The sequence below is a fragment of the Mesorhizobium sp. Pch-S genome, from assembly GCF_004136315.1.
GTDB lineage: Bacteria > Pseudomonadota > Alphaproteobacteria > Rhizobiales > Rhizobiaceae > Mesorhizobium.
This window is the reverse complement of the sequence record NZ_CP029562.1, coordinates 5,464,476-5,489,571: the sequence shown is the minus strand read 5'-3', so window position 1 is coordinate 5,489,571 and position 25,096 is coordinate 5,464,476. Positions and strand designations below refer to the sequence as shown.

General features: G+C 62.4%; 27 protein-coding genes and 1 pseudogene. 10 read left to right on the top strand and 18 right to left on the bottom strand.

Going from position 1 to position 25,096, the window contains the following annotated elements:
- Nucleotides 1-54 precede the first annotated feature (54 nt).
- Nucleotides 55-1,155 (top strand): mandelate racemase/muconate lactonizing enzyme family protein, encoded by a 1,101-nt coding sequence (locus C1M53_RS25675; RefSeq protein WP_129414799.1) that lies wholly within the window; start codon nucleotides 55-57, stop codon nucleotides 1,153-1,155.
- 39 nt (nucleotides 1,156-1,194) lie between these two features.
- Here C1M53_RS25675 and C1M53_RS25670 read toward each other — a convergent pair whose 3' ends face one another.
- Together C1M53_RS25670 and C1M53_RS25665 are read right to left on the bottom strand one after the other, a co-directional pair.
- Nucleotides 1,195-2,100, bottom strand: coding sequence for an RNA polymerase sigma factor (locus tag C1M53_RS25670; RefSeq protein WP_129414798.1), 906 nt, complete (start codon nucleotides 2,098-2,100; stop codon nucleotides 1,195-1,197).
- A 7-nt stretch (nucleotides 2,101-2,107) separates the two neighbouring features.
- Entirely contained in the window at nucleotides 2,108-2,410 is a 303-nt protein-coding gene (locus tag C1M53_RS25665) for a hypothetical protein (RefSeq protein WP_129414797.1), read from the bottom strand.
- Nucleotides 2,411-2,568: 158 nt separating this feature from the next.
- On the opposite strand from C1M53_RS25665, the gene C1M53_RS25660 reads away from it, so the two are divergent.
- Nucleotides 2,569-2,970 carry an N-acetylmuramic acid 6-phosphate etherase gene (locus C1M53_RS25660; protein ID WP_129414796.1) on the top strand — a complete coding sequence of 134 codons (402 nt, stop codon included), beginning with the start codon at nucleotides 2,569-2,571 and terminating at the stop codon, nucleotides 2,968-2,970.
- Nucleotides 2,971-3,117: 147 nt separating this feature from the next.
- Nucleotides 3,118-3,579 (top strand): preQ(1) synthase, encoded by a 462-nt coding sequence (gene queF, locus C1M53_RS25655; RefSeq protein ID WP_129414795.1) that lies wholly within the window; start codon nucleotides 3,118-3,120, stop codon nucleotides 3,577-3,579.
- Between the two features lie 2 nt (nucleotides 3,580-3,581).
- Here the strand turns inward: queF and C1M53_RS25650 are convergent, their stop codons facing one another.
- Together C1M53_RS25650 and C1M53_RS25645 are read right to left on the bottom strand one after the other, a co-directional pair.
- On the bottom strand, nucleotides 3,582-4,127 hold the full coding sequence (locus C1M53_RS25650; RefSeq protein WP_348630009.1) for a hypothetical protein: 546 nt from the start codon (nucleotides 4,125-4,127) through the stop codon (nucleotides 3,582-3,584).
- Between the two features lie 4 nt (nucleotides 4,128-4,131).
- On the bottom strand, nucleotides 4,132-4,608 hold the full coding sequence (locus C1M53_RS25645) for a DUF3828 domain-containing protein (RefSeq protein WP_129414794.1): 477 nt from the start codon (nucleotides 4,606-4,608) through the stop codon (nucleotides 4,132-4,134).
- 178 nt (nucleotides 4,609-4,786) lie between these two features.
- On the opposite strand from C1M53_RS25645, the gene C1M53_RS25640 reads away from it, so the two are divergent.
- Nucleotides 4,787-5,725 (top strand): metallophosphoesterase, encoded by a 939-nt coding sequence (locus C1M53_RS25640; RefSeq protein ID WP_129414793.1) that lies wholly within the window; start codon nucleotides 4,787-4,789, stop codon nucleotides 5,723-5,725.
- A 117-nt stretch (nucleotides 5,726-5,842) separates the two neighbouring features.
- Nucleotides 5,843-7,687, top strand: a complete 1,845-nt coding sequence (mutL, locus tag C1M53_RS25635; RefSeq protein WP_129414792.1) for a DNA mismatch repair endonuclease MutL — start codon at nucleotides 5,843-5,845, stop codon at nucleotides 7,685-7,687.
- 55 nt (nucleotides 7,688-7,742) lie between these two features.
- Here mutL and C1M53_RS25630 read toward each other — a convergent pair whose 3' ends face one another.
- On the bottom strand, nucleotides 7,743-8,624 hold the full coding sequence (locus C1M53_RS25630) for a DMT family transporter (RefSeq protein ID WP_245488283.1): 882 nt from the start codon (nucleotides 8,622-8,624) through the stop codon (nucleotides 7,743-7,745).
- Nucleotides 8,625-8,727: 103 nt separating this feature from the next.
- Between C1M53_RS25630 and C1M53_RS25625 the strand changes: the two genes are divergently transcribed.
- Nucleotides 8,728-9,672, top strand: a complete 945-nt coding sequence (locus tag C1M53_RS25625) for a LysR substrate-binding domain-containing protein (protein ID WP_129414791.1) — start codon at nucleotides 8,728-8,730, stop codon at nucleotides 9,670-9,672.
- Here C1M53_RS25625 and C1M53_RS25620 read toward each other — a convergent pair.
- Nucleotides 9,669-10,112 (bottom strand): hypothetical protein, encoded by a 444-nt coding sequence (locus tag C1M53_RS25620; RefSeq protein WP_129414790.1) that lies wholly within the window; start codon nucleotides 10,110-10,112, stop codon nucleotides 9,669-9,671. The two genes, C1M53_RS25625 and C1M53_RS25620, sit on opposite strands and share 4 nt — an antisense overlap.
- Before the next feature lie 296 nt (nucleotides 10,113-10,408).
- Between C1M53_RS25620 and C1M53_RS25615 the strand changes: the two genes are divergently transcribed.
- The gene (locus tag C1M53_RS25615) at nucleotides 10,409-10,642 is read left to right on the top strand and encodes a DUF2093 domain-containing protein (RefSeq protein ID WP_129414789.1); all 234 of its coding nucleotides are present in this window, start codon (nucleotides 10,409-10,411) and stop codon (nucleotides 10,640-10,642) included.
- 20 nt (nucleotides 10,643-10,662) lie between these two features.
- On the opposite strand, the gene lpxK is transcribed toward C1M53_RS25615, so the two are convergent.
- From lpxK to C1M53_RS25580, 7 genes are all read right to left on the bottom strand, one after another.
- On the bottom strand, nucleotides 10,663-11,691 hold the full coding sequence (lpxK, locus tag C1M53_RS25610; protein ID WP_129414788.1) for a tetraacyldisaccharide 4'-kinase: 1,029 nt from the start codon (nucleotides 11,689-11,691) through the stop codon (nucleotides 10,663-10,665).
- 1 nt (nucleotide 11,692) lies between these two features.
- Nucleotides 11,693-13,009 carry a lipid IV(A) 3-deoxy-D-manno-octulosonic acid transferase gene (waaA, locus tag C1M53_RS25605; protein ID WP_129414787.1) on the bottom strand — a complete coding sequence of 439 codons (1,317 nt, stop codon included), beginning with the start codon at nucleotides 13,007-13,009 and terminating at the stop codon, nucleotides 11,693-11,695.
- Nucleotides 13,006-13,797, bottom strand: a complete 792-nt coding sequence (locus C1M53_RS25600) for a lysophospholipid acyltransferase family protein (RefSeq protein ID WP_129416368.1) — start codon at nucleotides 13,795-13,797, stop codon at nucleotides 13,006-13,008. The genes waaA and C1M53_RS25600 overlap by 4 nt, the downstream gene beginning before the upstream one ends.
- A 2-nt stretch (nucleotides 13,798-13,799) precedes the next feature.
- On the bottom strand, nucleotides 13,800-14,045 hold the full coding sequence (locus C1M53_RS25595; RefSeq protein ID WP_129414786.1) for a DUF4170 domain-containing protein: 246 nt from the start codon (nucleotides 14,043-14,045) through the stop codon (nucleotides 13,800-13,802).
- A gap of 74 nt (nucleotides 14,046-14,119) precedes the next feature.
- The gene (locus tag C1M53_RS25590) at nucleotides 14,120-14,926 is read right to left on the bottom strand and encodes a 3'(2'),5'-bisphosphate nucleotidase CysQ (RefSeq protein WP_129414785.1); all 807 of its coding nucleotides are present in this window, start codon (nucleotides 14,924-14,926) and stop codon (nucleotides 14,120-14,122) included.
- Nucleotides 14,913-16,256: a TldD/PmbA family protein gene (locus C1M53_RS25585; protein WP_129416367.1), complete on the bottom strand. Its 1,344-nt coding sequence runs from the start codon at nucleotides 16,254-16,256 to the stop codon at nucleotides 14,913-14,915. The genes C1M53_RS25590 and C1M53_RS25585 overlap by 14 nt, the downstream gene beginning before the upstream one ends.
- 117 nt (nucleotides 16,257-16,373) lie before the next feature.
- The gene (locus C1M53_RS25580; protein WP_129414784.1) at nucleotides 16,374-16,700 is read right to left on the bottom strand and encodes a helix-turn-helix domain-containing protein; all 327 of its coding nucleotides are present in this window, start codon (nucleotides 16,698-16,700) and stop codon (nucleotides 16,374-16,376) included.
- A gap of 128 nt (nucleotides 16,701-16,828) precedes the next feature.
- Between C1M53_RS25580 and C1M53_RS25575 the strand changes: the two genes are divergently transcribed.
- The 3 genes from C1M53_RS25575 to C1M53_RS25565 all read left to right on the top strand — a co-directional run bounded on the left by C1M53_RS25575 (nucleotide 16,829) and on the right by C1M53_RS25565 (nucleotide 18,594).
- Nucleotides 16,829-17,710 (top strand): NAD(P)-binding domain-containing protein, encoded by an 882-nt coding sequence (locus tag C1M53_RS25575; protein WP_129414783.1) that lies wholly within the window; start codon nucleotides 16,829-16,831, stop codon nucleotides 17,708-17,710.
- 1 nt (nucleotide 17,711) lies between these two features.
- Nucleotides 17,712-18,098: a nuclear transport factor 2 family protein gene (locus C1M53_RS25570; protein ID WP_129414782.1), complete on the top strand. Its 387-nt coding sequence runs from the start codon at nucleotides 17,712-17,714 to the stop codon at nucleotides 18,096-18,098.
- Between the two features lie 79 nt (nucleotides 18,099-18,177).
- Nucleotides 18,178-18,594: a VOC family protein gene (locus tag C1M53_RS25565; RefSeq protein ID WP_129414781.1), complete on the top strand. Its 417-nt coding sequence runs from the start codon at nucleotides 18,178-18,180 to the stop codon at nucleotides 18,592-18,594.
- A gap of 19 nt (nucleotides 18,595-18,613) precedes the next feature.
- Here C1M53_RS25565 and C1M53_RS25560 read toward each other — a convergent pair.
- From C1M53_RS25560 to C1M53_RS25540, 5 genes and pseudogenes are all read right to left on the bottom strand, one after another.
- A pseudogene (locus tag C1M53_RS25560) lies at nucleotides 18,614-19,452 on the bottom strand (patatin-like phospholipase family protein).
- Nucleotides 19,449-20,804, bottom strand: a complete 1,356-nt coding sequence (locus tag C1M53_RS25555) for a pitrilysin family protein (protein WP_245488281.1) — start codon at nucleotides 20,802-20,804, stop codon at nucleotides 19,449-19,451. Before C1M53_RS25555 ends, C1M53_RS25560 begins: the two are co-directional and overlap by 4 nt.
- Before the next feature lie 3 nt (nucleotides 20,805-20,807).
- On the bottom strand, nucleotides 20,808-22,172 hold the full coding sequence (locus tag C1M53_RS25550) for a pitrilysin family protein (protein WP_129414780.1): 1,365 nt from the start codon (nucleotides 22,170-22,172) through the stop codon (nucleotides 20,808-20,810).
- Between the two features lie 113 nt (nucleotides 22,173-22,285).
- Nucleotides 22,286-22,840, bottom strand: a complete 555-nt coding sequence (gene rsmD, locus C1M53_RS25545; protein WP_129414779.1) for a 16S rRNA (guanine(966)-N(2))-methyltransferase RsmD — start codon at nucleotides 22,838-22,840, stop codon at nucleotides 22,286-22,288.
- Nucleotides 22,840-24,927, bottom strand: coding sequence for a pseudouridine synthase (locus C1M53_RS25540; RefSeq protein WP_129414778.1), 2,088 nt, complete (start codon nucleotides 24,925-24,927; stop codon nucleotides 22,840-22,842). The genes rsmD and C1M53_RS25540 overlap by 1 nt, the downstream gene beginning before the upstream one ends.
- Nucleotides 24,928-25,096 lie beyond the last annotated feature (169 nt).

Sequence of the window (25,096 nt, the reverse complement as noted above, 5' to 3'; positions counted from 1 at the left end):
TGAGATCGCTAGCATGGCGGCATTATCGTACCAAAAGCGCCTGCGGAGCCCTGTATGACCATCGCTTCCATCACCCTTTACCGGCAGTGGCAGCCGTTCCGGGACGGTACCTACACCTGTTCGGGCGGTCGTAGCGCCGAAGGGTTCGATTCGACCATCGTCGAGATCACCGCACGCGACGGCAGCAAGGGATATGGCGAGATGGCGCCGCTGGGTTCTTTCTATGATCCGGCCTTTGCGGAAGGCGCGCGCGCTGCCATGCGCGAACTGGCACCGCGGCTGATCGGCGAGGATGCCGCCGGTATCGAGGCGCTAAACCGCCGCATGGATCTGCTGCTCAAGGGCCATCCCTATACCAAGGCCGGGATCGACATGGCGCTTTGGGATCTTGCCGGCAAACGCGGTGGTCTCTCATTGGCCGCGATGGCCGGCGGCGCGGAAGGCACGGCCATCCCGCTTTACCGCTCCCTGGCGCAGGAAAGTCCTGATGCCATGGCTGCGCGGGCCAGGAAATACATCGCCGAAGGTTACCACCGACTTCAGGTCAAGGTCGGCCTCGACGTCAATGACGACATCGGGCGTCTCGAGGCCGTGCGCGCTGCCGTGCCGTCCGGCACGGTGCTGTTCTGCGATGCCAATGGAAGTTGGGGGACCGCCGAGACCCGACGCTTCCTGCAGGCGACACGTGCGCTCGACTACACGCTGGAGCAGCCTTGCGGGAGCTACGAGGAAAATCTAGCCATCCGCCCGGCCTGCGACCGGCCACTCGTCCTGGACGAGACCATCGACGGTGCCGACGCCCTGCTGCGCGCCATCGCCGACGGATTGGTTGACGGCATCACCATCAAGCTCGCGCGCGTCGGTGGACTGACCAAGGCCAAGCTGATCCGCGACATCGCAATTGCCCGCAACCTGAAGATCACCATCGAAGACACTGGCGGCGCTCAGATCGACACCGCCGCCTATTGCGGGCTGCTGCTGTCGACACCGGCATTGCTGCGCCAGCACACGGTCGATTTCCACAACTGGGTCACGGTTGCCAACGGCACTGCCGATTTTGCCATCGCCAACGGCAGCATAACCCCTCCAAAAGGCCTTGGCCTTGGCGTTGATGTCGATCCGGCCACGTTCGGCGAGCCGATCTTCCGCAGCTGAGCATACCCTGGCGTTCCACGGCATGCAGTGCCCTAACCGCTATTCAGCGCACGCAAGAATATCTGCGTTGTCCACTATGTAGCGCGCATAGCGGAAATCCTTGATTTCAACCAGCCGATCACCCTCCCAGCGCAGAAGAACGACATATGCGGGCATCGATGCGGCGGCCGCACGGTCGTCGAATACCAATACCGCCGCCTCGCCTTCGAATGTCCCGATACGCAGGTGCCACCGTGGTTCAGTGGCATAGTTACCAAAATAATTCGACACTTCAGCCCGTCCTTGCATCACGACTTGACCGACGAGTTCTGCCTTGACCTCGTCAGCAAGACGATCTCTCAGCACGTCGAAGTCGCGCGCGTTGAAGTGCTCGACATAGAAGGAAAGCCGCTCGCGCTCTTGTGGCGAAAGGACCGGTGCCGATTTTTCGACCGGGCTGTCTGCGAAACCTCGAAGGCGATTTCTGCCCCGGTGCAAATGTGCCTTGATGGCTGGAACACTCATCTGTGTCACAGCATGGATTTCGCGCAGTGAATGGCCAAGCACATCCATCAGGATAACGCAGCTGCGTTCACGTGTCGGCAATTGCATGAAGGTGCGCAGGCTTGCTGCTGCTGCGATCCGCCGCTCCACATCGGGTGACAAACCGGCAGGCGTCTCAACTTCTGCTGCGGCTTCGTAGGCCCGGATACGCCGGCGCCTGCGCAGGAAATCCAGGGCGGTATTGTGCGCGATGCGGAAGAGCCAGCCCTCGGGATTGGTAAGCGGCATGGAAGCAGTGAAGGCCTCCACCGCCTTCATCAAAGCCTCCTGCAACACATCCTCGCCCTCTATCGCTGAGCCCATCATACGCGCACAGTAACGATGCAGTTTCGGCCGAAGGGGTCCTATCAACCCCGCAAGCTCCAGGTTGTATGCTGTGCCGGCGTATTTTCTATCGTCCATGAGTTGCTCACCAGCCAGGCATGCCAAAGCTGCCGACAACCTTGGCGTCCCCCTGCGCCGGGACTTCGAGACAACGTTCCGCGATATCGCGCCTGAAAATCTGGAAGGCGTCGAGGGTCGGGATCGGATTGTCGACCTCCTCGGCAACACCAACGAGATGAACAAAGACATCCTCATCTACGCGCAACACGACATACTGGACCCGGGTGGGCGCCATCTGGTGCAACTGCTTGAAGACCTCCTCGATCAGTCGTTGGTTCTCTTCGCTACCTTCCGGCTTCGTCCGATAACGGATCATCGTGCGCTTCATGACGGGCTCCTTGCGGGATTTACGCAACGAAGACGAACGCGCAGGCACTCAGGATTCGCCCAGCAAGAAAATTTCTTCGAATCCTTTCGACCTGACACGACGTCTTCCTGAAAGTGCCCGTGTCGCTGGCGGGCCTAACGCAAACCCAGGAGATGACGATGCCCGTTTTCATCATTGAAGGCCCGGAAGGCCTGCGAGACGATGCCAAGACAACCCTGATGGCGGAAATAACCGCCGCACTCGACGAAGCCTACCACATCCCCGACGTGCGCATATTCCTGCGCGAGCACCCGACAGCCAATGTCGCGCAGGACGGGCTTGTCGCTGCAGAGCCGATACGGCCGGTCTGTTTCGTTGAGGCACCCAAGCTTGCGAACCCGGATGCGAGGCGAGCTTTGATCGCAAAGTTGAACAGCGGCATTGCAAAAGCTTATGCCGGCATCGCCAACACTGATGACGTTCTTATCCTGTGCAACGAATATCCGCTTGAGATGGCTGGTGCCGGAGGTCGCCTGCAGTCGGAAAATCCGGAGATTGCCGCTGCGGCGGACGCTGCATAGGACGGTTGGCGCCGACGAGAGGGCTCTCTTCGTCGGCGCCAGGACCGGCGTGGATCGCACGGCATCCTCGGCATTTCATCCTGTTCTCATCCAGGGCTGGCTTGTACGATCCCTTGGGGATAGAGCCTGCGTTAAAGGAGCTTTCCCATGACGACAACGGAACACCTGACCCAACTCGGCACCAGGGCTGAAACGCCACACCTTCCCGATCATGCAATCCTGGAAACCGTGCCCTTCACGCGCGGCGACGGTCCGCCGGCGATCGTGCGCTTCACCTGCCCCGAATTCACCTCGCTCTGCCCGGTGACCGCACAGCCGGATTTCGCGCATATCGTCATCGACTATGCGCCGGACACACTTCTGGTCGAATCCAAGTCGCTGAAGCTGTTTCTCACCTCGTTCCGCAACCACGGCGCCTTCCATGAAGACTGCACCGTGATGATCGCGCGACGTGTCGCGGCAGCCACCCGGCCGCTGTGGCTGCGCATCGGCGGCTACTGGTATCCGCGCGGCGGCATCCCGATCGACGTGTTCTGGCAGACCGGCGAGCCGCCGAAAGGCGCCTGGCTGCCCGACACCGGTGTCGCCCCCTATCGCGGCAGGGGCTGAGATCATTCGCACTGATACTGGCTGAGTGCCCACTCGCCGGTAACGGACAGAAGGTCGGTGATCTTCCAGCCACCACCGACCTTCTTCAGCTTCCACTCCAGCCGATGCGGCTCGCTGCCTTCGACGAAAGCGACCACGACGCGCGCCTCGTCGCCATTGATCGATTCGAGCGACTTGAAGGTCTTTTCAAGCATCGCCTTGTCGTAGGGAACCTCATCGAGCGCCATATTCTGGTCAAGGCAATCGCCTTGCCCCGATTTTTTCAGGATTTCGTTCTTTTCGAGCACCATCCTTGCCGGATCGGTGAAGCGGCCGCGATCGGCCAGCGCCAGATCCGCGCCGTCGACGTAAAAGGATCGGACCTGGGCCGTGGGAGAATCCGGAGCAGGAGCCGTCGCCAGGTTCGACGCACTCGGTGCCACCCCGGCAGCCGAAGGCGCCGTCGCTGTCTTCGCACCGAGCAATCCTTCCGCGCAGGCGCCGCCGACCGGCCCGATGGCGAGGAAAGCAGTCGGCAGCAACCACAAAAAACGCTGTCCAAGCATCATCGGCCTAGTCTGCTTCTTCTCCGCCTGAACAACCCAGTTCGCTGAGCTTCCAGCTGTTGCTCTTGGAGGCGATGTCGGCAACCTTCCATGAGCCATCGACTTGCCTCAGGTCCCAGACCATTTCCCGTTTGGAATCATCACCTTCGGCGAAGAGATCGAAGCTCGCGGTTACCGTCGCCTTGTCCCCTTCTATCGACTCGGCGAGCTTCAGGCTGTCGGCAACGGTCTTGTCATCATAGTCCTGCGCGTCCAGAGCCGGATCGAAGTCAATGCATGCAACCTCGTCCGGGTGCTTCTTGATGGCGGCATCGTTGAGCTGAAACAGCTTGATGACGGGGTCGGTGAAGCGATCCCGAAATTGCGGATCGGCGGCGAATTTGACCGGCGAATAGAAAAACATCACCGCATCCGATGCCGGTCCAGCCGAAGCCGTGCCCGAATAGGTCAACACGGACAATGCAAGCAGAAGTCCTGATTTCATGATTCCCCCAATCGCACGTCACAAGTGCAGCTAGTCTATACCACGCATCCGCCATCTCGGCTTTTTTACGACCTGCAATCGAACAGGCATCGGCTGTCGACAGCCACCATCCATTTCATGCCGCTGTCACCAAAGCCTGCCTACCCTGTTGCGGTAATTCGCAATGCAGAGGCTTTTCATGATCACCCGACGCGACCTCCTCAAGATAGGCGGCACCGCCGCGATGTTTGCCCCCTTCGGAGGTTTCACCATCGACGCTGCGGCGGCAGCCGAAGGCGCGCCGCTGTTCAAGTTCGGTGTCGTCGCCGATCCGCAATACGCACCGGTTGTGCCGAACCTCAAGCTCAACCGCTATTACTCGAACAGCTTGTGGAAGCTGTCGGAAGCGATCGAAGCCTTCAACCAGGAAGATCTGCGTTTCGTCGCGACGCTGGGCGACATCATCGACCGGCACTGGGAAAGCTACGCGCACATCCTACCGCTCTACGACAAGCTCAAGCACGAGCGCTTCTTCCTGCTCGGCAATCACGACTTTGATGTCGCTGCCGAGTATCTGACCTCGGTCGTGCGCACCGCAGGCATGGAAAAGGCTTATTATGATTTTGCCGGCGGCGGCTACCGCTTCATCGTGCTCGACGGCAACGACGTCAGCCTGTTCGCACCACCGAAGGACGACCCGCGTCGTGAGGTCGCCGCCAAGCGGCTCGAGGACCTGAAGGCAAAGGGCGCAGTCAACGCACAGACCTGGAACGGTTCGCTGAGCGACGAACAGTTCGACTGGCTCGGCAAGACCATCGAGGCGGCACAGTCGGCAAATGAGAAGGTGATCGTCATGGGTCACTATCCGGTCTACCCGGAAAACGAACACAACATGTGGGACTCCGAACGCATCGTGGAACTGCTGACCGGATCCAGCAACGTCGTCGCCTATTTCAACGGCCACAACCACGCCGGCAATTTCGGCGAGCTCAAGGGCAAGTATTTCCTCAATTTCAAAGGCATGGTCGACACGCCTGCTACCAGCGCCTACTCGATCGTCGAAGTCTACGGCGATCGGATCGATGTCCGTGGCTTCGGGCGCGAGGAAAATCGCTCGTTGAAAATCCAAGGCGCTTGAGCCCGCCAGACACCTGAAATCGGCAGAGAAATCTCCGTCGATCTCGCTGTGGTCTTTGCATCAAAATAGCCGGGCACGGTTGTTCGCCGTCCTGGCGAATCCCGCTATAGTCGGGCAATGCCCATCCGCCAGCTTTCCGAAACGATGATCAACCAGATCGCTGCTGGCGAGGTCATCGAGCGTCCCGCCAGCGTCGTCAAGGAACTGGTCGAGAATGCGCTCGACGCCGGAGCCTGCCGCGTCGAGATCGTTACGGCTGGAGGCGGATTGAATTTGATCCGTGTCACCGATGACGGCGCCGGGATGCCGGAACACGAGCTGGCACTGGCGGTCGCCCGTCATTGCACGTCCAAGCTTTCCGATGACATCAACGACATCCGCTCGCTCGGCTTCCGCGGCGAGGCATTGCCTTCGATCGGTTCGGTGGCGCGGCTGTCGATCCGCTCGCGCACGGCACAGGGCGATAGTGCCGCTGAGATCAGCATCGAGGGCGGGCGCGTTGCGCCCGTACGACCGGCAGCAGCCAACCGCGGCACGACGGTGGAGGTGCGCGACCTGTTCTTCGCCACGCCGGCTCGACTGAAGTTCATGAAGGGCGAGCGCGCGGAAAGCTCGGCGACCAGCGATGTCATCAAGCGCATCGCCATCGCCTTCCCTGCCGTACGCTTCACATTGGCTGGTGCAGACCGCTCGACACTGGAGCTGCCCGCGACTGAGGACGGCCCAGAAGGACAATTGCGACGCCTCGCCCAGGTGATGGGCTCTGAATTCCCGGACAATTCGATTGCCGTCGATGCCATGCGCGAAGGTGTGCGATTGACCGGCCACGTCTCGATCCCCTCCTTCACGCGCGCCAACGCGCTGCAGCAGTACGCTTATGTCAACGGCCGCCCCGTGCGCGACAAGCTGATCGCCGGCGCCATCCGCGGCGCCTATATGGATGTGCTGCCGCGTGACCGGCATGCCGTGGTGGCGCTGTTCCTGACGCTTGATCCCGCGACCGTCGACGTCAACGTCCATCCGGCGAAGGCCGATGTGCGTTTCCGCGACCCCGGCCTGGTACGCGGACTGATCGTCGGCGCGATCCGCGAAGCGCTGACCAGCGCTGGTGTCCGGGCGGCAACGACAGGCGCCGCCGGCATGATGGCTGCATTCAGGCCCGGTGCTGCAAGCTTCGGCCATGGCGGTCCAAGCAACGGCCATCGCAGCTACGAAGCGGCTTATCATGCCTCCGGGCCGGTTGGTTTCGATGCCACGCGATCGCCGCAACGACCTCTCGACATGGGCTTTCGCGAACATGACCAGCAGGCTTTCAATGCCGGACCGGCCTTCAGCGCCGACGCCCGCGCCAGCCAGGTCGAGGCTGCCGAGACCCTGCTGGGTACGACCCTCGGCGCCGCACGCGCTCAGGTGCATGAGAACTACATCGTTGCACAGACCCGGGATTCGCTGGTCATCGTCGACCAGCATGCCGCGCATGAGCGACTGGTCTACGAAGCGCTGAAGAATGCGTTGCATTCCCGCCCTGTGCCGGCGCAGATGCTGCTGCTGCCGGAAATCGTCGACCTCCCCGAAGACGACGCCGAAAGGCTGGCCTTACATGCCGAGACGCTGAAGCGCTTCGGCCTCGGCATCGAGCGTTTCGGCCCGGGCGCCATCGCGGTGCGCGAGACGCCGTCGATGCTGGGCGAGACCGACGTGCAACAGCTTGTCCGCGATCTGGCCGACGAAATCGCCGACAACGACACCACCGAAACGCTCACCGAACGCCTCAATCACATCGCGGCCACCATGGCCTGCCATGGTTCCGTGCGCTCAGGCCGTCTGCTCAAACCGGACGAAATGAATGCTCTGCTGCGTCAGATGGAGGCCACACCAGGCTCCGGCACCTGCAACCACGGCCGCCCGACCTATATCGAGCTCAAGCTCGCGGACATCGAGCGCCTGTTCGGACGGCGATAAGCCAGTTTTTCAACTTGAGCGTTTCCGCAGCGCACCTTTTGCCGGAATTGCTCTACTAGCGCTTCATGTTGACGATGATCACGCCGCCAAGCGCAAGCACGCCACCGATGATACCAAGCGTCGTCGGCACCTCGCCGAGCCAGGCGAAGCCGATCACCGTCGCGACAGGTGAAACCAGGTAAAGATAGTTGGAGGCGCGCGCTGCCGGCAGTCGTGACAGTGCCGTTGCCCAGGCCGCGTAGGATATGAAGCTCGGGATCAGGCCGAGATAGATCACAGCAGTGAGGCCAGCCCTGTCAGCATGTGAAGCCTGGACGAGGCTTTCCGGAAAAAATGGTGCCAGGCACAGTGCGCCGAGCACCATGTTCCATGCCGAGACCGTCAGCGGATGGTGCCGTGAAAACAGCGGCTTCTGCACGATCGTGTTGACCGACGAACACAGCGCCGAACCGAGGATCAGCAGCGCGCCGGTGTTGAACGTCAACCCGTTGCCCTCACCCATCGCAATGACACCGATACCGGCGAAGGAGACAAAAGTACCGAGCCAGGCGAGAGCCGGGAACCGCTCGCCGAGCAGGAACATCGCCATTATGGCCGTGAAGATCGGGCTGACATTGATGATGAAGGCTGCAGCCCCCGCCGACACTGTGGTTTCGCCGATGTTCAGCATCGCCGTATAGAGCGCGACAAAGATCGCGCCGCCGACGCCGAAGCGCCAAAGTTCGTTGAGTTTGGGCAATGCCGGGCGCTTGACGGCGAGGAAGATCACCGCGGGCACGGCGGCGATCGCAAAACGCAACGCGCCGAGTTCCAGCGGCCCGAAGGCAGCGAGGCCGGCGCGGATCGCCGGAAAGGCAGAGGCCCAACCGACCACGGTCAGTGCCACTGCCAGCATTGCCGTGACATCCGTGCGCTGTTCCGAATTCGCCATGCTCATTGGGGCACTCATCATCCTTCTCCGCGCCAACTGGTGTCGCAAGGGGAGAAAACGCTTTTCCGGCGTCGTTGACAAACGACGAAATCGAGGATGAGCTGTGAACATGGATCACAGCTTGGATATACTGCCTCCGCTCGAAACCCTGCGCGCCTTCGACGCCGCAGCCAAGACAGGGAGCTTTTCTGCCGCCGCCGAAAAGCTCAACCTCACTCACGGTGCGGTCAGCCGCCAGATCGCGCGGCTGGAGGACTGGTTCGGGCTAAAACTGTTCGAACGTGGGGCGCGTGGCGTCTCGTTGACCATCGAGGGCAATCGGCTGCATCTGCGCACCAGCGAAGCGTTCGCTTTGATTGCCAGCAATTCCGACCGCTGGGTCGAACCGCGCGGCTCTGCCGTGGTGCGGCTGGCAACCATCCCGTCGATCAGTGGGCTTTGGCTGATGCCACGCATGGCGAAGCTGGAAAGCGGCGATCCAAAGATCAGGATCGTTCTCGACGTCGACAACCGTCAGATCGATCTCGCCGACGAAGGTATCGACCTCTCCATTCGGTGCGGGCGCGGACGTGTTCCCGAACGCATCGCCATGCAGCTGTTCGAAGAGCACATGTTCCCGATCGCTTCGCCGGCATTGGCGAAGGAGGTCGGCGCCGGCAATGCCGAGCGGCTTCTGAAATATCCGCTGATCCACGATTCGGACGCCTCCGGCTGGCGCGCATGGTTCGGCGAACAGGGCGTCGACTACCGGCCTCGCCCGCAGGATCGCCGCTTCGAGGATTACAATCTGGTCCTGGATGCCGCCGCCTATGGGCTTGGCATTGCCCTCGCCCGACCGCCCCTGGCCGAAGGTCAGGTCTCGGCGGGACGTGTCGTGGCCGTCGACAGACGCACCGCACTCAACCCGGTGTCCTATTGGCTCGATCGTCCGGCGGGAAAACCGCGCGCCGCAGCCGTGGAACTCGCCCGGCGTATCGCTGAAGCGGCCAGCGTCCCGTCGGAACGCTTCCAGAGTTTTCTGGACGCGGAGCGTGAGATGCTCGCCCGAAGCTAAAACACCAAAAGGAATATCAAAAGCAACAGGGCCAACGCCGCAAACCCGAAGGCAATCGTGCGGGCATTGATCGCCGCGCCCAGCGGAGCGTCCTCCGATGTCCAGTGTGACGCCTTCGCCTGCACCGACCGTCTCTTCCCCGTGGCAGCCTCCTCTTCCTGAATCTGCCTGGCCGCTGCCGACAGCGGCAAGGCAAGCGCGTAGGCTGGCAATGGTTGATTGCGGATGCTCGCGTCATCCCGGCCGGCAGGCAACCCCGACTGAGGTCGAACCTCTGGTTCCGCGCCAGTTTCCCTCGCCGTCGACGGCCGCTGGTTGATCGATACCGATTCCTCCAGGTCGAGCGCCGCGCGGTAGGCCTCGATGATCTGAGATGACACTTCCTTTTGCATCGCCGCAACTCTGCCCGGCACGACGAGCGGCGGTGCCAGCGACGGCATCGGTTCCGCGCCAAGTGGTGCGCGGGGCGCGACGAGCGTCTTGATCAGCTCTGTTTTGGCGGGATCAGGCCTGGCCGTCGGGAGTGGCATGTCGCCGGCCGTTGCCTGCTTGAGCAGGGAAGCGAGGCGGGAGATGGCAGCGACCATGATGATCCAAGTGGCATTTTGCCCGAGAGTAGGCCGTCTGCGTTGTGTGAAGCTGGTGCCCTGCTTGACCTTGCCTGTATTTTGTGGCGGAAACGCTTGAGGTCAGGAGTTGTCAACAAGCTTGGCCGTGTGAGCACAGGTCGATCGTGATGATGAACCGTTTCGAAGGTCCCGGTGGCCGGGAAGCCCGCATTCGCTATCTGGACGGCGATTTCCAGGTCGCCAGCCCGGGCGCTTTCGTGCGCTGCGCCGTTACCGGCGAAAACATTGCGCTCGACGAATTGAAATACTGGAGCGTGGCTCGGCAGGAACCTTACGTCAGCGCAGCGGCTTCACTGCAGCGCGAAATCGAATCCAACCCGGATCTGCGCAAGCGCAGCTGACGACTGTTCTTTCCAGGAACCTATCCGCCCACGCGTCGCCTGCGCCAGGCTTCGAGGGTTTCATCGACAATACGCTGCGGCGTGTGGTCCGGCTCGAACACCGTTTCGATCTCAAGCACACTGAGCTTTTCCAGGAATCCGGGCGGCGTCGCGCCATGGCGCAGGCGTGCCGCATCCTTGGCCGTTGTGACGAGCCCGAGATCCGCAGCTTTGGCGGTCGAGAGCAATTCGGCGAGTTCATCCTCCGCATAGACATGATGATCGGGGAATGATCGGCTGAGCGCCACCTTGCCGCCAGCTTCCGCCACGGTGTCATAGAATTTTTCCGGATGGCCGATGCCGGCGAAGGCGAGCAGACGCTTGCCGACGAGCATCCTGGCGTCGCGTGGCCGGGCACGCGCGGCAAAGATCGGCTTGCCGGCACGTGCTGCCTGCCGCACGACAGCATCGGCAGCACTGCCTTCGCCCATCCTGAGCAAGGCATCCGCATAGAGAAGCTGTGTGAGCACCGGCGCCCTTAGCGGTCCGCCTGGAATGACCCGGCCGTTACCGATGCCATAGCGAGCATCCACCACGACAAGCGCAAAATCGATGTGGATGCGCGCGCTCTGGAAGCCGTCGTCCATGATGAGAAAATCGCAGCCGGCTTTCTCGATCAGCATGCGCGCCCCGGCGGCACGGTTCGGCGACACCGCCGCCGGCGCGTGTTCGGCAAGAAGCAGCGGCTCATCACCGACATGCTTGGCCGCATCGTGATCCAGATCAACGATATGCGGCTCGGCAAAGGAGCCGCCATGACCGCGCGACAGAAAGCCGGGCTTCAGTCCCTGCTGTTTCGCGTGCCTGGCAAGCGCAATGGCGACCGGCGTCTTGCCGGAACCGCCGACTGTGAAATTTCCGACGCAAAGCACTGGCGCATCTATCTTTTCGCGTTTCGCCGAGCGCATGCGGCGGCCAGCAACAGCGCCATAGATCCAGGAGACGGGTGAAAGCAGATGCGCGCGCCAGTCCGGTTTCTCCCACCAGAACGGCGGCGCTTCGCTCGCCATGCTAGCGGCCTCCCGCCGCCTTGAGACGCGCTTTGACGACAAGCGGCTGGATATAGGGCTCGAGCGCTCTCTGCGTGGTGGCCAGCGCGCCACGCATCTGCTCGACGGTCGCCGCACCGGCCGCCATCATATCGCGGCGCGCACTTTCATTGGAGAGCAGGAAGTTGACAGCGCCAGCCAGCATCGGGCGATCCCGCACCAGCTTGGCGGCCCCGGCATCCAGCAGCCTTTGATAGGAATCGCGAAAATTCTGCACATTGCGACCAGCAAGCACCGCTGTCTCGAGCATCGCCGGTTCGAGCGGGTTCTGTCCGCCTTCCGACGTCAATGAACGGCCGACAAAAGCGATCTCGGTGAGCCTGAGATAGAGTCCCATCTCGCCGATCGTGTCACCAAGCAGGATGTCGACATCGGGCGTGATCTGGTCGTCCAGACTGCGCCGTGCAACGGTGAGCCCCATTCCGGCGAACGCCTCGATGAGCTCTTCGGCGCGGTTTGGGTGGCGCGGCACGACAATGGTCAGCAGGCCGGGATGGCGCGACGCCAGGGTCTTGTGTACTTCGGCGGCGATAACTTCTTCACCGTCATGGGTGGAAATGGCGGCCCAGGTCGGGCGCCCGTCGATCTGGCGGCTCAGCAAGGCCAATTCACCTGCGTTCACCGGCGGCGGCGGCGTATCGACCTTCAGGTTGCCGGAAACCGTCACCGGCCGCGCACCGAGGGCCCGGAAACGCTCTCCGTCGACCTCCGATTGCGCGACGACATGGGCAAGATTCTCGAACAGCGCCTCGGCGATGTTGGAACGCTTCTTCCACGAAGCGAAGGAACGATCCGACAGCCGCCCATTCACCAGCACCTGTGGCACGCTGCGCGCGCCGAGCTCAAGGATGGTGTTCGGCCAGATCTCGGATTCGGCGATGATGACGAGGTCGGGATGCCAGTGATTGAGGAAACGGCTCACCGCCGGCCTCAGGTCCAGCGGCACATATTGATGGATGACGCGATCACCCAGCCGCTCTGTCACCAGTTTCGCCGAAGTGACGGTTCCGGTGGTGAGCACCACTGTCACGCCGTAGTCGAGGATTGAGCGGACCAGCGGCACGACCGCGTTTGTTTCACCGACGCTTGCCGCATGCACCCAGATCAACGGCCCGTCCGGTCGCTCCTGGCTGGCAACGCCGTAGCGCTCGCGGCTGCGGGCACGGTCTTCCTTACCCTTGGAGGCACGCCAGGCGACATAGGGACCAGCCAAGGGATAGGCGGCCGAACCGGCTGCGCGGTAGAGCGAAAGCATCACCCGGGCCCAGCGCTCGCTCATCGTGGCGCATCCACCATATTGTAGGCCTTGGCGGTAGCCGCATTGAGCGCGTCGGTGAGCTCGACACGCTTGCGTTCCATCTCGGCCTCGTCGGCATTGCTCGCCACGAAGATGGGCTCGCCAGCCGCGATCGCCGAGCGGCCGAACGGCAGGTTGATGGTGGTCTTGTCCCAGCTCTTCTCCAGAACCTTGCGACGGCTGGTGGCAAGTGCTGCCGGGATGATCGGACGCCCCGACAGCTTGGCAAGCAGGATAACGCCGAGGCCGGCATCGCGCGGCGTGCCGTGCGGAATATCGGCGATCATGCAGACATTCTTGCCGGCCATCAGCGATTTCTTGAGGCCGATCAGTGCCTTGGCCCCACCCTTGTCGACATGGCGGGCATCCGCCCGGCCACCCGACCCGCGCACGGTCTCGATACCGAAGCGTTCGATCACCTGGGCGTTGATCTCGGCATCGGCACTTCGCGAGACCATGGCGACCAGTCCACGCTTCGAAGGGTAGAAAGCCGGCATCAGGATGTGTTGACCGTGCCACAGCGCGATGATGCCCGGCTCGATGCCTTCATATTCCTTGTCGCTGAACCTGGCAGACTGTGCGAGGCGAGGATTGGTGAGCCGGATGAATCGCATCGTCAGTGTGAACAGGCTGACGATCAGGCCCTTGACGAAACGAGACTGTGCAAGCGGCTCGCGAACCTTCTTCCACAGCGGCTTCAGCGCGCTGTTGGAGCGTTTCCGTCCGGCCGCGGGTTGATCGGCCTGCGGTTTCGCCACCTGTTCTTCCATCGTCACGCGCTGGCCTGGCCCTGTGGGTCGAGCAGGCGATGCAGGTGCACGACGAAATAGCGCATATGCGCGTTGTCGACGCTGGCCTGCGCCTTGGACTTCCAGGCGTTCAGCGCCGACTGGTAGTCGGGATAGATGCCGACGATGTCGAGCGCGTCGAGATCGCGGAACTCGCTGCCGCCCAGCGTCGTCAGTTCGCCACCGAACACCAGGTGCAAAAGCTGTTTCTTTCCGTCTTCCCCGGTCATGTCCGTCCTTCACATCATGTGATTTGGTGCTTGGTCTAGACCAAAGCCGCCAATTTTGAAACCTATGAAACGCCTCAGCCGGCGTGGCCGGAAATCACGCCCGCCATCATCGCGAGCATTTCGCCGCTTCCAGCGGCCAGCGCACCATGGCTGACCTTCTCCTTGCCGAAGGCAGGCGTGGTCCCTTGGCTGTCGATCAGCCGCCCGCCCGCCTCACGCAGAATGAGCTCGGCGGCAGCGATATCCCAATCATGCGCATTCGGCTTGACGAAAGTCGCGTCCAGACTGCCCTTGGCGATCATCGCCAGCCGATAAGCCAGGGACGGGATATAGGTCGTGCGCTTCAGCCTTCCTTGCCAGGGCTCCGGCACCAGGTCCTGCAAGGCTTTCGGCCCACCCAGCTCAGCAACGGCCGGCGTGTTGCGAACCTTGATGCGCTCGCCGTTGAGGTAGGCACCCCCGCCAGGGGTCGCCCAATAGGTTTCGCTAGCTGCCGGACATTCGAGCACACCGGCGATCGGCTTGCCATCTTCGACCACCGCGACGCTGACACACCAGAATTTCTGGCCATCGAGAAAGCCACGCGTTCCATCGATCGGATCGACGACGAAGATGCGACGCGCCCTCAGGCGCTCCGGACCATCAGCTGTTTCTTCCGACAGCCAGCCATAATCCGGCCGGGCCGCCAGCAGCGTGTCGCGCAGATAGGTGTCTGCCGCATAATCGGCCTCGCTCACCGGAGACGTGCCACCCTTCATCCAGACTTCCGGGTTCTTGCCGAAATAACGCAGCGCGATCGCGCCGGCCTCGCGTGCAGCGTCACGCAACAAGGCAAGGTCTTCATCCACGCCGGTGCGGCTCGCTGCATCAACTTCCGGCAAGGGTCATTCCTTCGATGAGCAATGTCGGCGCAGCAGTGCCGTATTCGCGGTCGAGGTCATTGGCCGGCACCAGTCCGAGGAACATCGTCTTGAGGTTCGAGGCGATCGTCACCTCGGAGACCGGATAGGTGAGTTCGCCGTTCTCGATCCAGAAACCGGATGCACCACGGCTGTATTCGCCGGTCACCATGTTGACGCCCTGGCCGAACACTTCCGTCACATAGAAGCCGCTCTTCAAGGCGCCGATCAACTCCTCGGGCGAACGATCACCCGCTTCGATGGCGAGATTGGTGGATGATGGCGAAACCTGCGAACCGCTGCGAGCGCCGCGGCCGTTGGTGACAAGGCCAAGCTCACGCGCCGCCGAGGTCGACAGGAACCAGTGGCTGAGCACACCCTTGTCGACCATCAGGAGCTTTTCACCACCAACGCCCTCGCCATCGAACGGACGCGAAGCCTGCCCACGCCGGCGCAGCGGCTCGTCGGTTACGGTGATCGCAGCCGAAGCCATCTGCTTGCCCATCATATCGCGCAGGAACGAGGTCTTGCGCGCCACAGAAGCGCCGTTGATGGCGCCTGCGAGATGGCCGGCGATACCACGCGCGACGCGCGGATCGAACACGACCGTAACGGTGCCGGTCGGAACCTTGCGTGCGCCGATGCGCTTCACGGCCCGCTCACCGGCACTGCGGCCGATCGCCTCCGGATCGTCGAGGTCGGCAAAATGCAGGCGGGACGAGTAATCATAGTCCCGTTCCATGCCGGTGCCCTCACCCGCGATCACGCTGGCGGAGCGAGAAAAGCGCGTGGCGGCATACTGGCCGAGGAAGCCATGCGATGTTGCGAGCACCAGTCCGCCCATGCCGGCGCCGGCTGCACTGCCACCAGAATTGGTCACGCCTTTGACCGCAAGCGCCGCCTCTTCAGCGGCAAGAGCATCCTCGCGCAGGCGGTCGGCGGAGACATCCGTCTTGTCGAACAGGTCGAGATCGTTCGCTCCGTTCGCGAGCAGCGAGGAATCCGCCAGCCCCTGATACGGATCTTCGGGAGAGACCTTCGCCATCGCCACCGCTCTTTCGGCCAGCGATTTTGGGTCCGAGGCAGCGGTGGCTGAAACGGAGGCGACGCGATTGCCGACGAAAACGCGCAGCGACACGTCTTCGCTTTCCGACGCATTGGTATTTTCCACCTTGCCGAGCCGAACCGAAACGCTGGTGGAGCGGCCGAGCACCACGACGGCGTCCGCTGCATCGGCGCCAGCCTTCCTGGCAGCGTCAACGAGCGCAGCAACGCGATCGGTCAATTTCGAAGTGTCGAGCGTATCGGCCATGCTGATTTCCTGCTTTTCCGCGACCGCGCCTTTGCGCGGGCGCCGTAGCTCCATCTATTGTCCCCGTCGGGTCTGCGCAATGCCGAAAGCCAATCCGCCGCAGCGTAGCAGCTGAACCTATGCCCGAGCTTCGACATGGCCCGGGAACTGTTCACTCCAGCGGCACAGTCCTTCCGCGCCGGCGCAGAGCGCCGCGCCGCTTTCCGTCAGCGAATAGACGACCTTGGCCGGCAACCCCGGATAGGCCTGCCTCTTGACGAGCCCGTCGGCCTCCATTTCGCGCAATTGCTGTGCCAGCATCTTTTCACTGATATCGGGGATGGAATGGCGAAGCCGACCGAACCTGCGCGGCGCCGTGGAGAGCGCGCACAGGATATCGATCTTCCACTTGCCGGCGACCAGCTTCATCGCGATCGAGAAGCCATTTTCCAACGGTCTGTTCATCCCCGTTCTCCTTACCAGAGGGTAACCACTTACGCTTCCGTGCGTATTGGCCTGCCGCCTTCCACCTCATAGCTCTCGGCCAACGGCAGGAAAGCCGTCCGTTCAGCCGATCGATATGGAGTGTCATCATGAAGCCTGCAATCACTGTTTTGGGAACCGGACGCATGGGAGCCGCGCTCGCCCACGCGCTTTTGAAGGGCGGACATTCCACCACGGTCTGGAACAGGACCATCGAAAAGACAGCGGCGCTTGCCGCCGCGGGTGCTACCGTTGCAGCGTCTGTGCTGGATGCTGTCGAGGCGAGCGAGATCATCGTCGTCAACGTCACCGACTATCCGGCAACCGCCGTATTGCTGCGCGGTGATGTCGCCTCGGCTCTTCGCGGCAAGCTGGTGGTGGAACTGACGTCCGGTACGCCGAACGGCGCGCGTGAAGCCGGCGAATGGGCAACGGAATACGGCGTGACTTATCTCGATGGTGCGATCATGGCCACGCCGGATTTCATCGGCACGGAGCACGGCACCATCCTGGTATCGGGACCACGACAGGTCTTCGAGCAAAGCAAGGAGATGCTGCAGGCGTTGGGTGGCAATGTCCAGCATGTCGGCGACGATCTCGGGCTGGCGAACGCGCTGGACAGTGCCTTGCTTGCGCTGATGTGGGGATCGCTGTTCGGCGCGCTGCAATCCATCGCCGTGTGCCGAGCCGAAAGCATCGATCTCGGCGAACTGGCGCGACAATGGACGGCAACCGCCCCGGTGGTCGAAGGACTCGTCACGGACCTGATCAAGCGCACCGAGGCAGGACGGCTGGCCGCGGACGACGAGACGCTTTCATCGATCTCTCCCCACTACAGCGCATTCCGACACCTGGTGGAACTGATGGACGTGCGCAAGATCGACCGTACCGTGGTCGATGGTTATGATGCCATCTTCCGGCGAGGGATTGCCGCAGGCCATCTGCACGACGATTTCGCCGCACTGTCGCAGTTCATGGGAGAGGCCGGATAGGATGTCCTTGACGCATCTCATCGATACATATTGCGCATCCTGGTCGGACCAGGATGCGCAAAGACGCCGCACATTGTTGCTGTCGGTCTGGAATGATGGCGCCACCTATTCGGATCCGACCGTCCATGCGACCGGTGCAGAAGAACTGCTTGCCCATATAGCGGGAATCCAGGCGAGATATCCGGGTGCCCGCATCATCCGCACAAGTGACGTGGATGTTCACCATGGCGTTGCGCGTTTCGCCTGGAGGTTCGCTCTGCCGGATGGTTCGTCGTTTCCCGAAGGTCTGGACATCGCCTTCCTCGATCCTGGCCAAAGGCGCATAACCCGTATCACCGGCTTCTTCGGACCATTGGCCTCTGTTAGCCGGAACTCCGGGACGGCATGAGCAAGGCTGCTGTTTGCGACTGGCCCACACATGTGGTTGTGTTCTGAAAACTTTCAGGCCCGACGCGAAAGATCCAGCCATGACGCCCTTCCACCTCGCTTTTCCCGTGCGCGATCTGAATGAAACACGTGCCTTCTACGAAGAAGTGCTCGGCTGCCGCATCGGACGCTCTTCGGAGACCTGGGTCGACTTCGATCTCTACGGCCACCAGATGTCGGCGCATCTGCGCCCCAGTATAGCTCTCGCGCAACGCGACGGTGCCGTCGAAGGGGTAGCGGTGCCGATTCCGCATTTCGGCGCAGTGCTATTGATGGACGAGTGGGAAAAGCTCGCCACCCGGCTCGAGGCACGCAACGATATCGACTGGCTCGAGCGACCGATGGTGCGCTTCAAGGGCCAACCGGGCGAACAGGCCACGCTGTTCATCCGCGACCCTTCCGGTAATGCCCTCGAATTCAAGGGCTTCCGTTCGATGGAACAGGTATTCGCGCACTGAATCCGGGCAAAAAGCGACGCTACCCCTGCGGCTCCAGCCGCGCCTCCAGCGCGGCTTCGACAGCGCGTTTCACCTCGTCCTTCACCGCCTCCGTTTCCGCCATCACGGCGTCGATCTTCATGAAGTCGAGAACGCGAAAACGCGAGACTGGCGGGCGGATCAGGATGTCGGGGCTGCACTGCGTCAGCTTGTTGGCGATGATCGACTGCATCAGCAGCTGGGTCCACCGAACATCAGGTCGATCGATGTCGGCCTCTTGCTGCCCTCTTCCGGGCCACCGACGACATCGACGGCGATGGTGATATCGGCAACGCCTTCGAGCAGGTCGAACGGAACGGGATTGTAGATGCCACCGTCGATCAGCATGCGGCCATCGCGCATGACCGGTCGGAACACCGCCGGGATCGCCGCCGAGGCGGCCAGCGCCGAATGCAGTTCGCCACTGTCGAACACCGCCAGCTTGTGGCCGAAATAGTCGGTCGCCGTCACTTTGAGCGGAATCTTCAGCTCTTCGAAGCTGGCCGGCACGACTTCCGGCAGGAAGGCTTTGAGGATGCGTTCGACATTGAACTGACCGAAGCGAAAACCGCCTTCCATCGCCTCGGCCAAGGTACCCGGGCGTGCACGCCACATGCGGCTCGCCACCTGGGCACGGGTGCCAAGTATGGAGCGCGCATAGTCGTGGATGTCACGGCCACTCATGCCTGAGGCAACCCCTGCCCCCATCAGCGCGCCGATCGAGGAACCGGCGATCGCGACGGGTTTAATGCCCAATTCGTCCAGCGCCTCGATGACGTGGATATGCGCCAGGCCACGCGCGCCGCCACCACCGAATGCGATGGAAAAAGACGGGCTCAACCCTTGCCCCCCGTGGCGAGCGCTGGCCCGACCACCAGGATCGCCGGATCGACCGACAACAGTTTCTTGGCCACGGCCTTCACCTCGTCCAGCGTCACACCATCGATATAGGCGCTACGGCGCTGGATGTAGTCAATGCCCAGCCTGTCGAGTTGCAGTTCGACCAGCGTATTGGCGATGGAACTCGATGAATCCAGATTGTTGATGGCGTAAGCGCCGATGAGATTCTTCTTCACAGCCGCCAGCTCCTGATCCGTCGGTCCTTCCGTCGCCAAGCGCTGCACCACATCGCGCACGATCTTCAGAGTTTCAGCGGCCCGGTCCGAGCGCGTTGCTGTACCGACGGTCAACATGGCCGAATGGCGGCGGTCGACCAGCGATGAGGAGACGCCGTACGCAAGCCCCCGCTTCTCCCGCACTTCCTGATAGAGGCGCGATGTGTAGGCCTGGCCACCCAGGATCTCATTGAGGAGCGCAGCGGCGTAAAAGTCCGGTGCATCGCGCGCAACGCCCGGGAAAGCCCACTGCAACGACGTCTGCGGCTGGTCGTAGTTGACCTCGACAGTCTGGCCAAGTTTCAGATCGACATCGGCAAGCGGCCGCAATTGCTGCTTTTCCGGGAGACCGCCGAAGATCTCGTCGAGCTTGCGCTTCAATGTTTCAGCATCGATCGCGCCGACGACGGCGACATGCAAACCGTCGCGCCCGAACATCGCTTTGTGGAACGCGCGCAGATCGTCCTGGGTGATCGCGGCAACACTCTCCTTGGTGCCGTTTTCAGGATTGGCATAAGGATGATCGCCATACAGCGCCTTGCGCCATTTCGCCTGGGCAATGGTTTCAGGATTGCGTGCGTTTGACTCGATGCCGGAAATGATCTGCGCCCGGATGCGCTCCACCGGCGCAGGATCAAAACGCGGCTCTTCGATCGCCAGCTTGAGCAGGCCGAGCGCATCATCCCGCTTCTCTGCCAGCATGCGCATCGTGCCGTAGAAACCGTCACGGGTCTCTTCGAAACTCATCTCCGCGCCGACGTCGTCGAGCTTGATCTGGAAGGTATCGCTGTCGAGTTCGCCTGCCCCTTCGTCGAACAGGCCAGCCATCAGATTGGCCGTGCCTTCCTTGCCGGAGGGGTCCTGGCTGGCACCACCGTCGAAAACGAAGCGCACGGTCACGATCGGCACGGTGTAGTCCTCGACCAGCCAGGCGGTGATGCCCTTGTCGGACTTCACCTCCTGGATGTTCATCGCAGCCGACGCCGTGAACACCGGCAAGACCAGGAAGATCAGGCCAAGCAACAGACGGATCGCCAGATTAATCGTGTTGGCATGGGCAGAGTTCGACACCGGCATCGCTCAGTTCTCCGCCTTGGGCAGGAGGTAGCCCGTCACCACTTTGTCGAGGACCAGATAGCGTTGGGCCGCCGTCTTGACCTCTTCGGCACTCACCTTGCGGACGCGCTCCGGCCATTCTTCGACATCCTTGACCGTACCGCCTGTGGTCAACACGCTGCCATAGATATTGGCCATCGAATCCTGCCGGTCACGGGCGAAGATCATCGAGCGAATGAAACGGTTCTTGGCCCGCTCCAGTTCGTCCGTATTGACGCCGTCACGCGCGATCTTTTCGATTTCGACGCCAACAGCCTTCTCAACATCCGCGAGCTTGGCGGTTCCGCGCGGTGTGGCATAGGCGGCGAAGACCGTGTCATCCAGAGCCCGGCCCTGGAAACCTGCACCCACGCTGGCCGCGATACCCTGCTTTACGACAAGTTCCTGATAGAGGCGGCTGCGCGTGCCTCCGCCAAGGATCTCGCCCAGCAGGTCGAGCGCTTCTGCCTCGCCCGGTTTGGCGGTGTTGTAGGACGGCACGACCCATTGCATGGAAAAGTTCGGCACGCTGACACGCGCGTCGGCGAGCGTTACCGAACGCGCCGTCGTTTTTTCCGGCTCCTTGGGGCGGATGCGCGGCGGCAGGTCCGGCCCGCGTGGCACCTTGCCGTAATTCTCCTCCGCCAGCTTGCGCACGGCTTCAGGCTCGACATCACCGGCGATGACCAGGACGGCATTATTCGGCGCGTAATAACGGTCGTAGAATGCCTTGGCGTCGACGCGGTTGAGCTGTTCGATTTCCTGCATCCAGCCGATCACGGGGATACGGTAGGGCTGGTTCATGTAAAGCGTTGCGTTGACAGCCTCGTCGAGCTGCGCCTGCGGATCGTTGTCGATGCGCGAGCGGCGCTCTTCCATGATGACATCGCGCTCGGTGGTCACGGCTTCATCGCTCAACACGAGGTTGCGCATGCGATCCGCCTCGAAACCCATCATCTCGCCAAGCGCCGATGGTGGCACCGTCTCGTGAAAAGCGGTGAAATCATAGGATGTGAAGGCATTGTCGTTGCCGCCTATGTCTGCGACAGCCTGATCGAGCGCACCGGCAGGATGATTGCTGGTGGCCTTGAACATCAGGTGTTCGAAGAAGTGCGCGATGCCGGACTTTCCCGGCGGTTCGTCGGCACTGCCGATCTTGTACCACACCATGTGGGTCACGATCGGTGCGCGATGGTCGGGAATAACCACCACCTGCATGCCGTTGCCCAGCGTGAACTGGCTGATCGTCCCTTCAGAAGGCGCCTGCTCGGCCCGTGCCGATGTTGTCATCAAGGCGCCTAGCGATGCCGCAAGCAACAGGCGGCGCGGCCAATCTTTGCGAATTCCCATCGACCGCTTCGCTTTATCTGCAACCATGCGCCCTCGCCGATTCTCCTTGCATGCTCCTGCCCGTCTTGCCGCAAATATGGGCCGAAGTCAGGCCGCAGGGCGAAAAGGTCGTGTCAGGCGGCCTCGATGAAGCGAATGACGGTTTCGCCGTAATTGCGTTCGTCGATCACCGAAAAACCTGCCCCCGGCTGAAAGAGGGCGGCTGCCGTCTCCTCAACCACGCAAAGAGCGCCGGGCGCCAGCCATCCGCCGGCCCGTGCGGATTGCAGGGCCAACTCGCCCAGGCCTTTGCCATAGGGCGGATCGGCGAACAGCAGGCCGAACGGCGCCATCGTCCCGGCCTCACCGAGGTTGGTGGCATCACGACGGAAGATCTTGGTACGGCCGGTGAGACCGAAGGCCTCGACATTGGAGCGGATCAATCCACGCCCTTCCGCCGATTCCTCGATGAAAACCGCATAAGAACCGCCGCGCGAGAGTGCCTCGAGGCCGAGCGCGCCGGTACCGGCAAAGAGGTCAAGGACGCGGGCGCCCTCCAGCTTCTCGCCAAAACGATGCGCCAACACGTTGAATACGGCCTCACGCGCACGATCGGTGGTCGGGCGAATGGAATGGTCACGCGGTGTCGCCAGCGGCCGTCCGCGAAATTCACCGCCGACAACCCGCATCAGCGCGACCGAGGGCCTTTGCCCGGTCCCTTGCCGCGAGGAGCACCGCCCTTGTCGTCAAAGGAACGGCCGCGTGGACCAGCTTTGCCAGAACCGGGCTTTTCCGACCGCTCCGCCTTGGCGCCCTGCGGTCTGGCGCCAGGCGCCATCCAGACATTGGCACGGCGCTGGCCGGGTGGATCGATTGGCCTCTGCTCTCGCTCGCCTTTCTTCGGGCCGCGCTCGCCGAAGCCTTTGCCGCCGCTGCCCTTGGCGAAACCGCCGCGATCGCCAAAACCTCCACGATCAGGCTTGGTCGACAGCTTGCCGAGCGCCTCGTCCCGACTGCCTTCGCGCCGTTTGCGCGCCTTGATCAAGCCTCCCTCACCGGCCGGACGATGGTCGCCATCGCGCAGCGGCCGGGGCCGAGGCTTCTCTTCAGGGCGCGGCTCGGTGCGGCGCACCGGCTTGTTCGAGAAAGGCATGGTGATATCGGCGTCGAAATTGGCGCCGGCTTCCTCGATCAAGGTTTCGCCGAGCTGCTCGCGCAGGGTGCGGCCCTTGATCTCCTGCACATGGCCTTCCGGCAATTCACCCAGCTGGAACGGACCATAGGAAACGCGGATCAGCCGTGTCACTTCGAGGCCGAGCGCGCCGAGGATGTTCTTGACCTCACGATTCTTGCCTTCGCGCAAGCCGATGGTCAGCCAGGCGTTGGTGCCTTGCGTGCGCTCCAGGGAAGCCTCGATCGCGCCGTAGAAAACGCCGTCGACTGCGATGCCGTCCCTGAGATCGGCCAGCGCCTGCTCCTCGACCTTGCCGTGTACGCGCACGCGGTAGCGACGGAGCCAACCTGTGGCAGGCAATTCCAGCACTCGCGACAAGCCACCGTCATTGGTAAGCAGCAGCAGGCCTTCGGTGTTGATGTCGAGGCGGCCGATGGTCATCAATCGCGGCAGTTCGGCTGGCAGCACGTCAAAGACGGTCTTGCGACCTTCCGGGTCACGATTGGTGGTGACCACGCCAGCCGGCTTGTGGAACAGGAACAGCCGGGTGCGCTCGATCGGCGGAATTTCGGTACCGTCGAGATGGATGACATCGTCCGTTGCCACGTTGACGGCTGGTGAAGTCAGCACCTTGCCGTTGACCTTGACGCGGCCGGCTGCGATCAGCTCCTCGGCGTCGCGCCGCGAAGCAATGCCGGCGCGCGCCAGCCGCTTGGCGATGCGCTCGCCGGTCTCGGCCACTTCGCTCGAAGCAGGAGCGCGCGCCGCAGCTTCGCGGCGTGGTCCCTTGTCGAAGGGCCGCTTGGACGCAACCCCGTCACGTTTCTGGAACGGCTTGCGTTCGCCGTCGAACTCGCGCTTCGGGCGCTCGAAACGGCGTTCTCCGGGTTCCTTGTCAAAACGGCGTTCTGCGCGCTCGCCGTCGAATTTGCGCTCCCCGCGTTCGAAGCGGCCAGGACGTTGATTGCCTGAACCTTCGCGTTGTTCATAAGGCTTGCGATCCGAACGAAAGCCCCCTTCGGGCCGCGGGCCCCGCGGCCGGTCGCCGCCAAAGTCGCGCTTTGGGCGCTCGGCATCCGCTGAATGACCCTCGCGCGATGCATAAGGTTTGCGCGGACCGTCGCGCTTGACGAAAGGCTTGCCTTCGCCGCGAGAGCCCTGCTCGAAAGGCCGCTTGCCGTAGGAGCCACCGCCTTCGCGCTTCTCGTATGGCTTGCGGTCCTGCCGGAAGTCACCTTCCGAGCGCGCGCTGCGAGGACGATCCGAAAAATCGCGCCTCGGCCGCTCGCCTTCTGCCGCATGGTCTTCGCGCGGCGCATAGGGTTTGCGTGGGCCGTCGCGCTTGACGAAAGGCTTGCCTTCGCCGCGTGCACCCTTCTCAAAGGGGCGCTTGCCGCCATCCTCACGCTTCTGCCATGGCTTGCCGCCACCCGGCTTGAAGTCGCCGCGCGGCCGCTCGCCTGTTGCCTTGTCGCCATCGAAACGCTTGGCGAACGGCTTCTTGCCAAAGCCAGGCTTTCCGCCTTTGCCGGGCTCGCGGCTGCGTGGACCGTCTGATCTGGGACCGCGCGAACGCGGCGGCTTGTTGTCTTTGTCGTCCATCTTGCCTTGCTCACCAGAGCTGAAATGCGATTGGCACTCCGCCCTATTTCCTTGACTTGTCGCACGGTCACGGCGTCGCGCGTCGGAAACGACGCGTCAGGACGCTGTAACGCTTCTGTTGTGCGCGTGATCCGGTTCGAAAATCGATATCGGTTTTCGAAGTCGCGCG

What these genes read in the sequence shown, in the direction of transcription:
- C1M53_RS25630 (WP_245488283.1), bottom strand. Translation starts at nt 8,624, where the DNA reads ATGAGCATGGCGAATTCGGAACAGCGCACGGATGTCACGGCAATGCTG.
- C1M53_RS25555 (WP_245488281.1), bottom strand. Translation starts at nt 20,804, where the DNA reads ATGCCGGTGTCGAACTCTGCCCATGCCAACACGATTAATCTGGCGATC.
- C1M53_RS25595 (WP_129414786.1), bottom strand. Translation starts at nt 14,045, where the DNA reads ATGACCGGGGAAGACGGAAAGAAACAGCTTTTGCACCTGGTGTTCGGT.
- C1M53_RS25640 (WP_129414793.1), top strand. Translation starts at nt 4,787, where the DNA reads ATGATCACCCGACGCGACCTCCTCAAGATAGGCGGCACCGCCGCGATG.
- C1M53_RS25570 (WP_129414782.1), top strand. Translation starts at nt 17,712, where the DNA reads ATGTCCTTGACGCATCTCATCGATACATATTGCGCATCCTGGTCGGAC.
- C1M53_RS25670 (WP_129414798.1), bottom strand. Translation starts at nt 2,100, where the DNA reads ATGGACGATAGAAAATACGCCGGCACAGCATACAACCTGGAGCTTGCG.
- C1M53_RS25580 (WP_129414784.1), bottom strand. Translation starts at nt 16,700, where the DNA reads ATGAACAGACCGTTGGAAAATGGCTTCTCGATCGCGATGAAGCTGGTC.
- C1M53_RS25585 (WP_129416367.1), bottom strand. Translation starts at nt 16,256, where the DNA reads ATGGCCGATACGCTCGACACTTCGAAATTGACCGATCGCGTTGCTGCG.
- rsmD (WP_129414779.1), bottom strand. Translation starts at nt 22,840, where the DNA reads ATGCGGGTTGTCGGCGGTGAATTTCGCGGACGGCCGCTGGCGACACCG.
- C1M53_RS25550 (WP_129414780.1), bottom strand. Translation starts at nt 22,172, where the DNA reads ATGGGAATTCGCAAAGATTGGCCGCGCCGCCTGTTGCTTGCGGCATCG.
- queF (WP_129414795.1), top strand. Translation starts at nt 3,118, where the DNA reads ATGACGACAACGGAACACCTGACCCAACTCGGCACCAGGGCTGAAACG.
- C1M53_RS25540 (WP_129414778.1), bottom strand. Translation starts at nt 24,927, where the DNA reads ATGGACGACAAAGACAACAAGCCGCCGCGTTCGCGCGGTCCCAGATCA.
- C1M53_RS25675 (WP_129414799.1), top strand. Translation starts at nt 55, where the DNA reads ATGACCATCGCTTCCATCACCCTTTACCGGCAGTGGCAGCCGTTCCGG.
- C1M53_RS25650 (WP_348630009.1), bottom strand. Translation starts at nt 4,127, where the DNA reads ATGATGCTTGGACAGCGTTTTTTGTGGTTGCTGCCGACTGCTTTCCTC.
- C1M53_RS25615 (WP_129414789.1), top strand. Translation starts at nt 10,409, where the DNA reads ATGATGAACCGTTTCGAAGGTCCCGGTGGCCGGGAAGCCCGCATTCGC.
- waaA (WP_129414787.1), bottom strand. Translation starts at nt 13,009, where the DNA reads ATGAGCGAGCGCTGGGCCCGGGTGATGCTTTCGCTCTACCGCGCAGCC.
- C1M53_RS25620 (WP_129414790.1), bottom strand. Translation starts at nt 10,112, where the DNA reads ATGCCGTCGCTGGCACCGCCGCTCGTCGTGCCGGGCAGAGTTGCGGCG.
- mutL (WP_129414792.1), top strand. Translation starts at nt 5,843, where the DNA reads ATGCCCATCCGCCAGCTTTCCGAAACGATGATCAACCAGATCGCTGCT.
- C1M53_RS25600 (WP_129416368.1), bottom strand. Translation starts at nt 13,797, where the DNA reads ATGGAAGAACAGGTGGCGAAACCGCAGGCCGATCAACCCGCGGCCGGA.
- C1M53_RS25565 (WP_129414781.1), top strand. Translation starts at nt 18,178, where the DNA reads ATGACGCCCTTCCACCTCGCTTTTCCCGTGCGCGATCTGAATGAAACA.
- C1M53_RS25665 (WP_129414797.1), bottom strand. Translation starts at nt 2,410, where the DNA reads ATGAAGCGCACGATGATCCGTTATCGGACGAAGCCGGAAGGTAGCGAA.
- C1M53_RS25645 (WP_129414794.1), bottom strand. Translation starts at nt 4,608, where the DNA reads ATGAAATCAGGACTTCTGCTTGCATTGTCCGTGTTGACCTATTCGGGC.
- lpxK (WP_129414788.1), bottom strand. Translation starts at nt 11,691, where the DNA reads ATGGCGAGCGAAGCGCCGCCGTTCTGGTGGGAGAAACCGGACTGGCGC.
- C1M53_RS25575 (WP_129414783.1), top strand. Translation starts at nt 16,829, where the DNA reads ATGAAGCCTGCAATCACTGTTTTGGGAACCGGACGCATGGGAGCCGCG.
- C1M53_RS25660 (WP_129414796.1), top strand. Translation starts at nt 2,569, where the DNA reads ATGCCCGTTTTCATCATTGAAGGCCCGGAAGGCCTGCGAGACGATGCC.
- C1M53_RS25625 (WP_129414791.1), top strand. Translation starts at nt 8,728, where the DNA reads ATGGATCACAGCTTGGATATACTGCCTCCGCTCGAAACCCTGCGCGCC.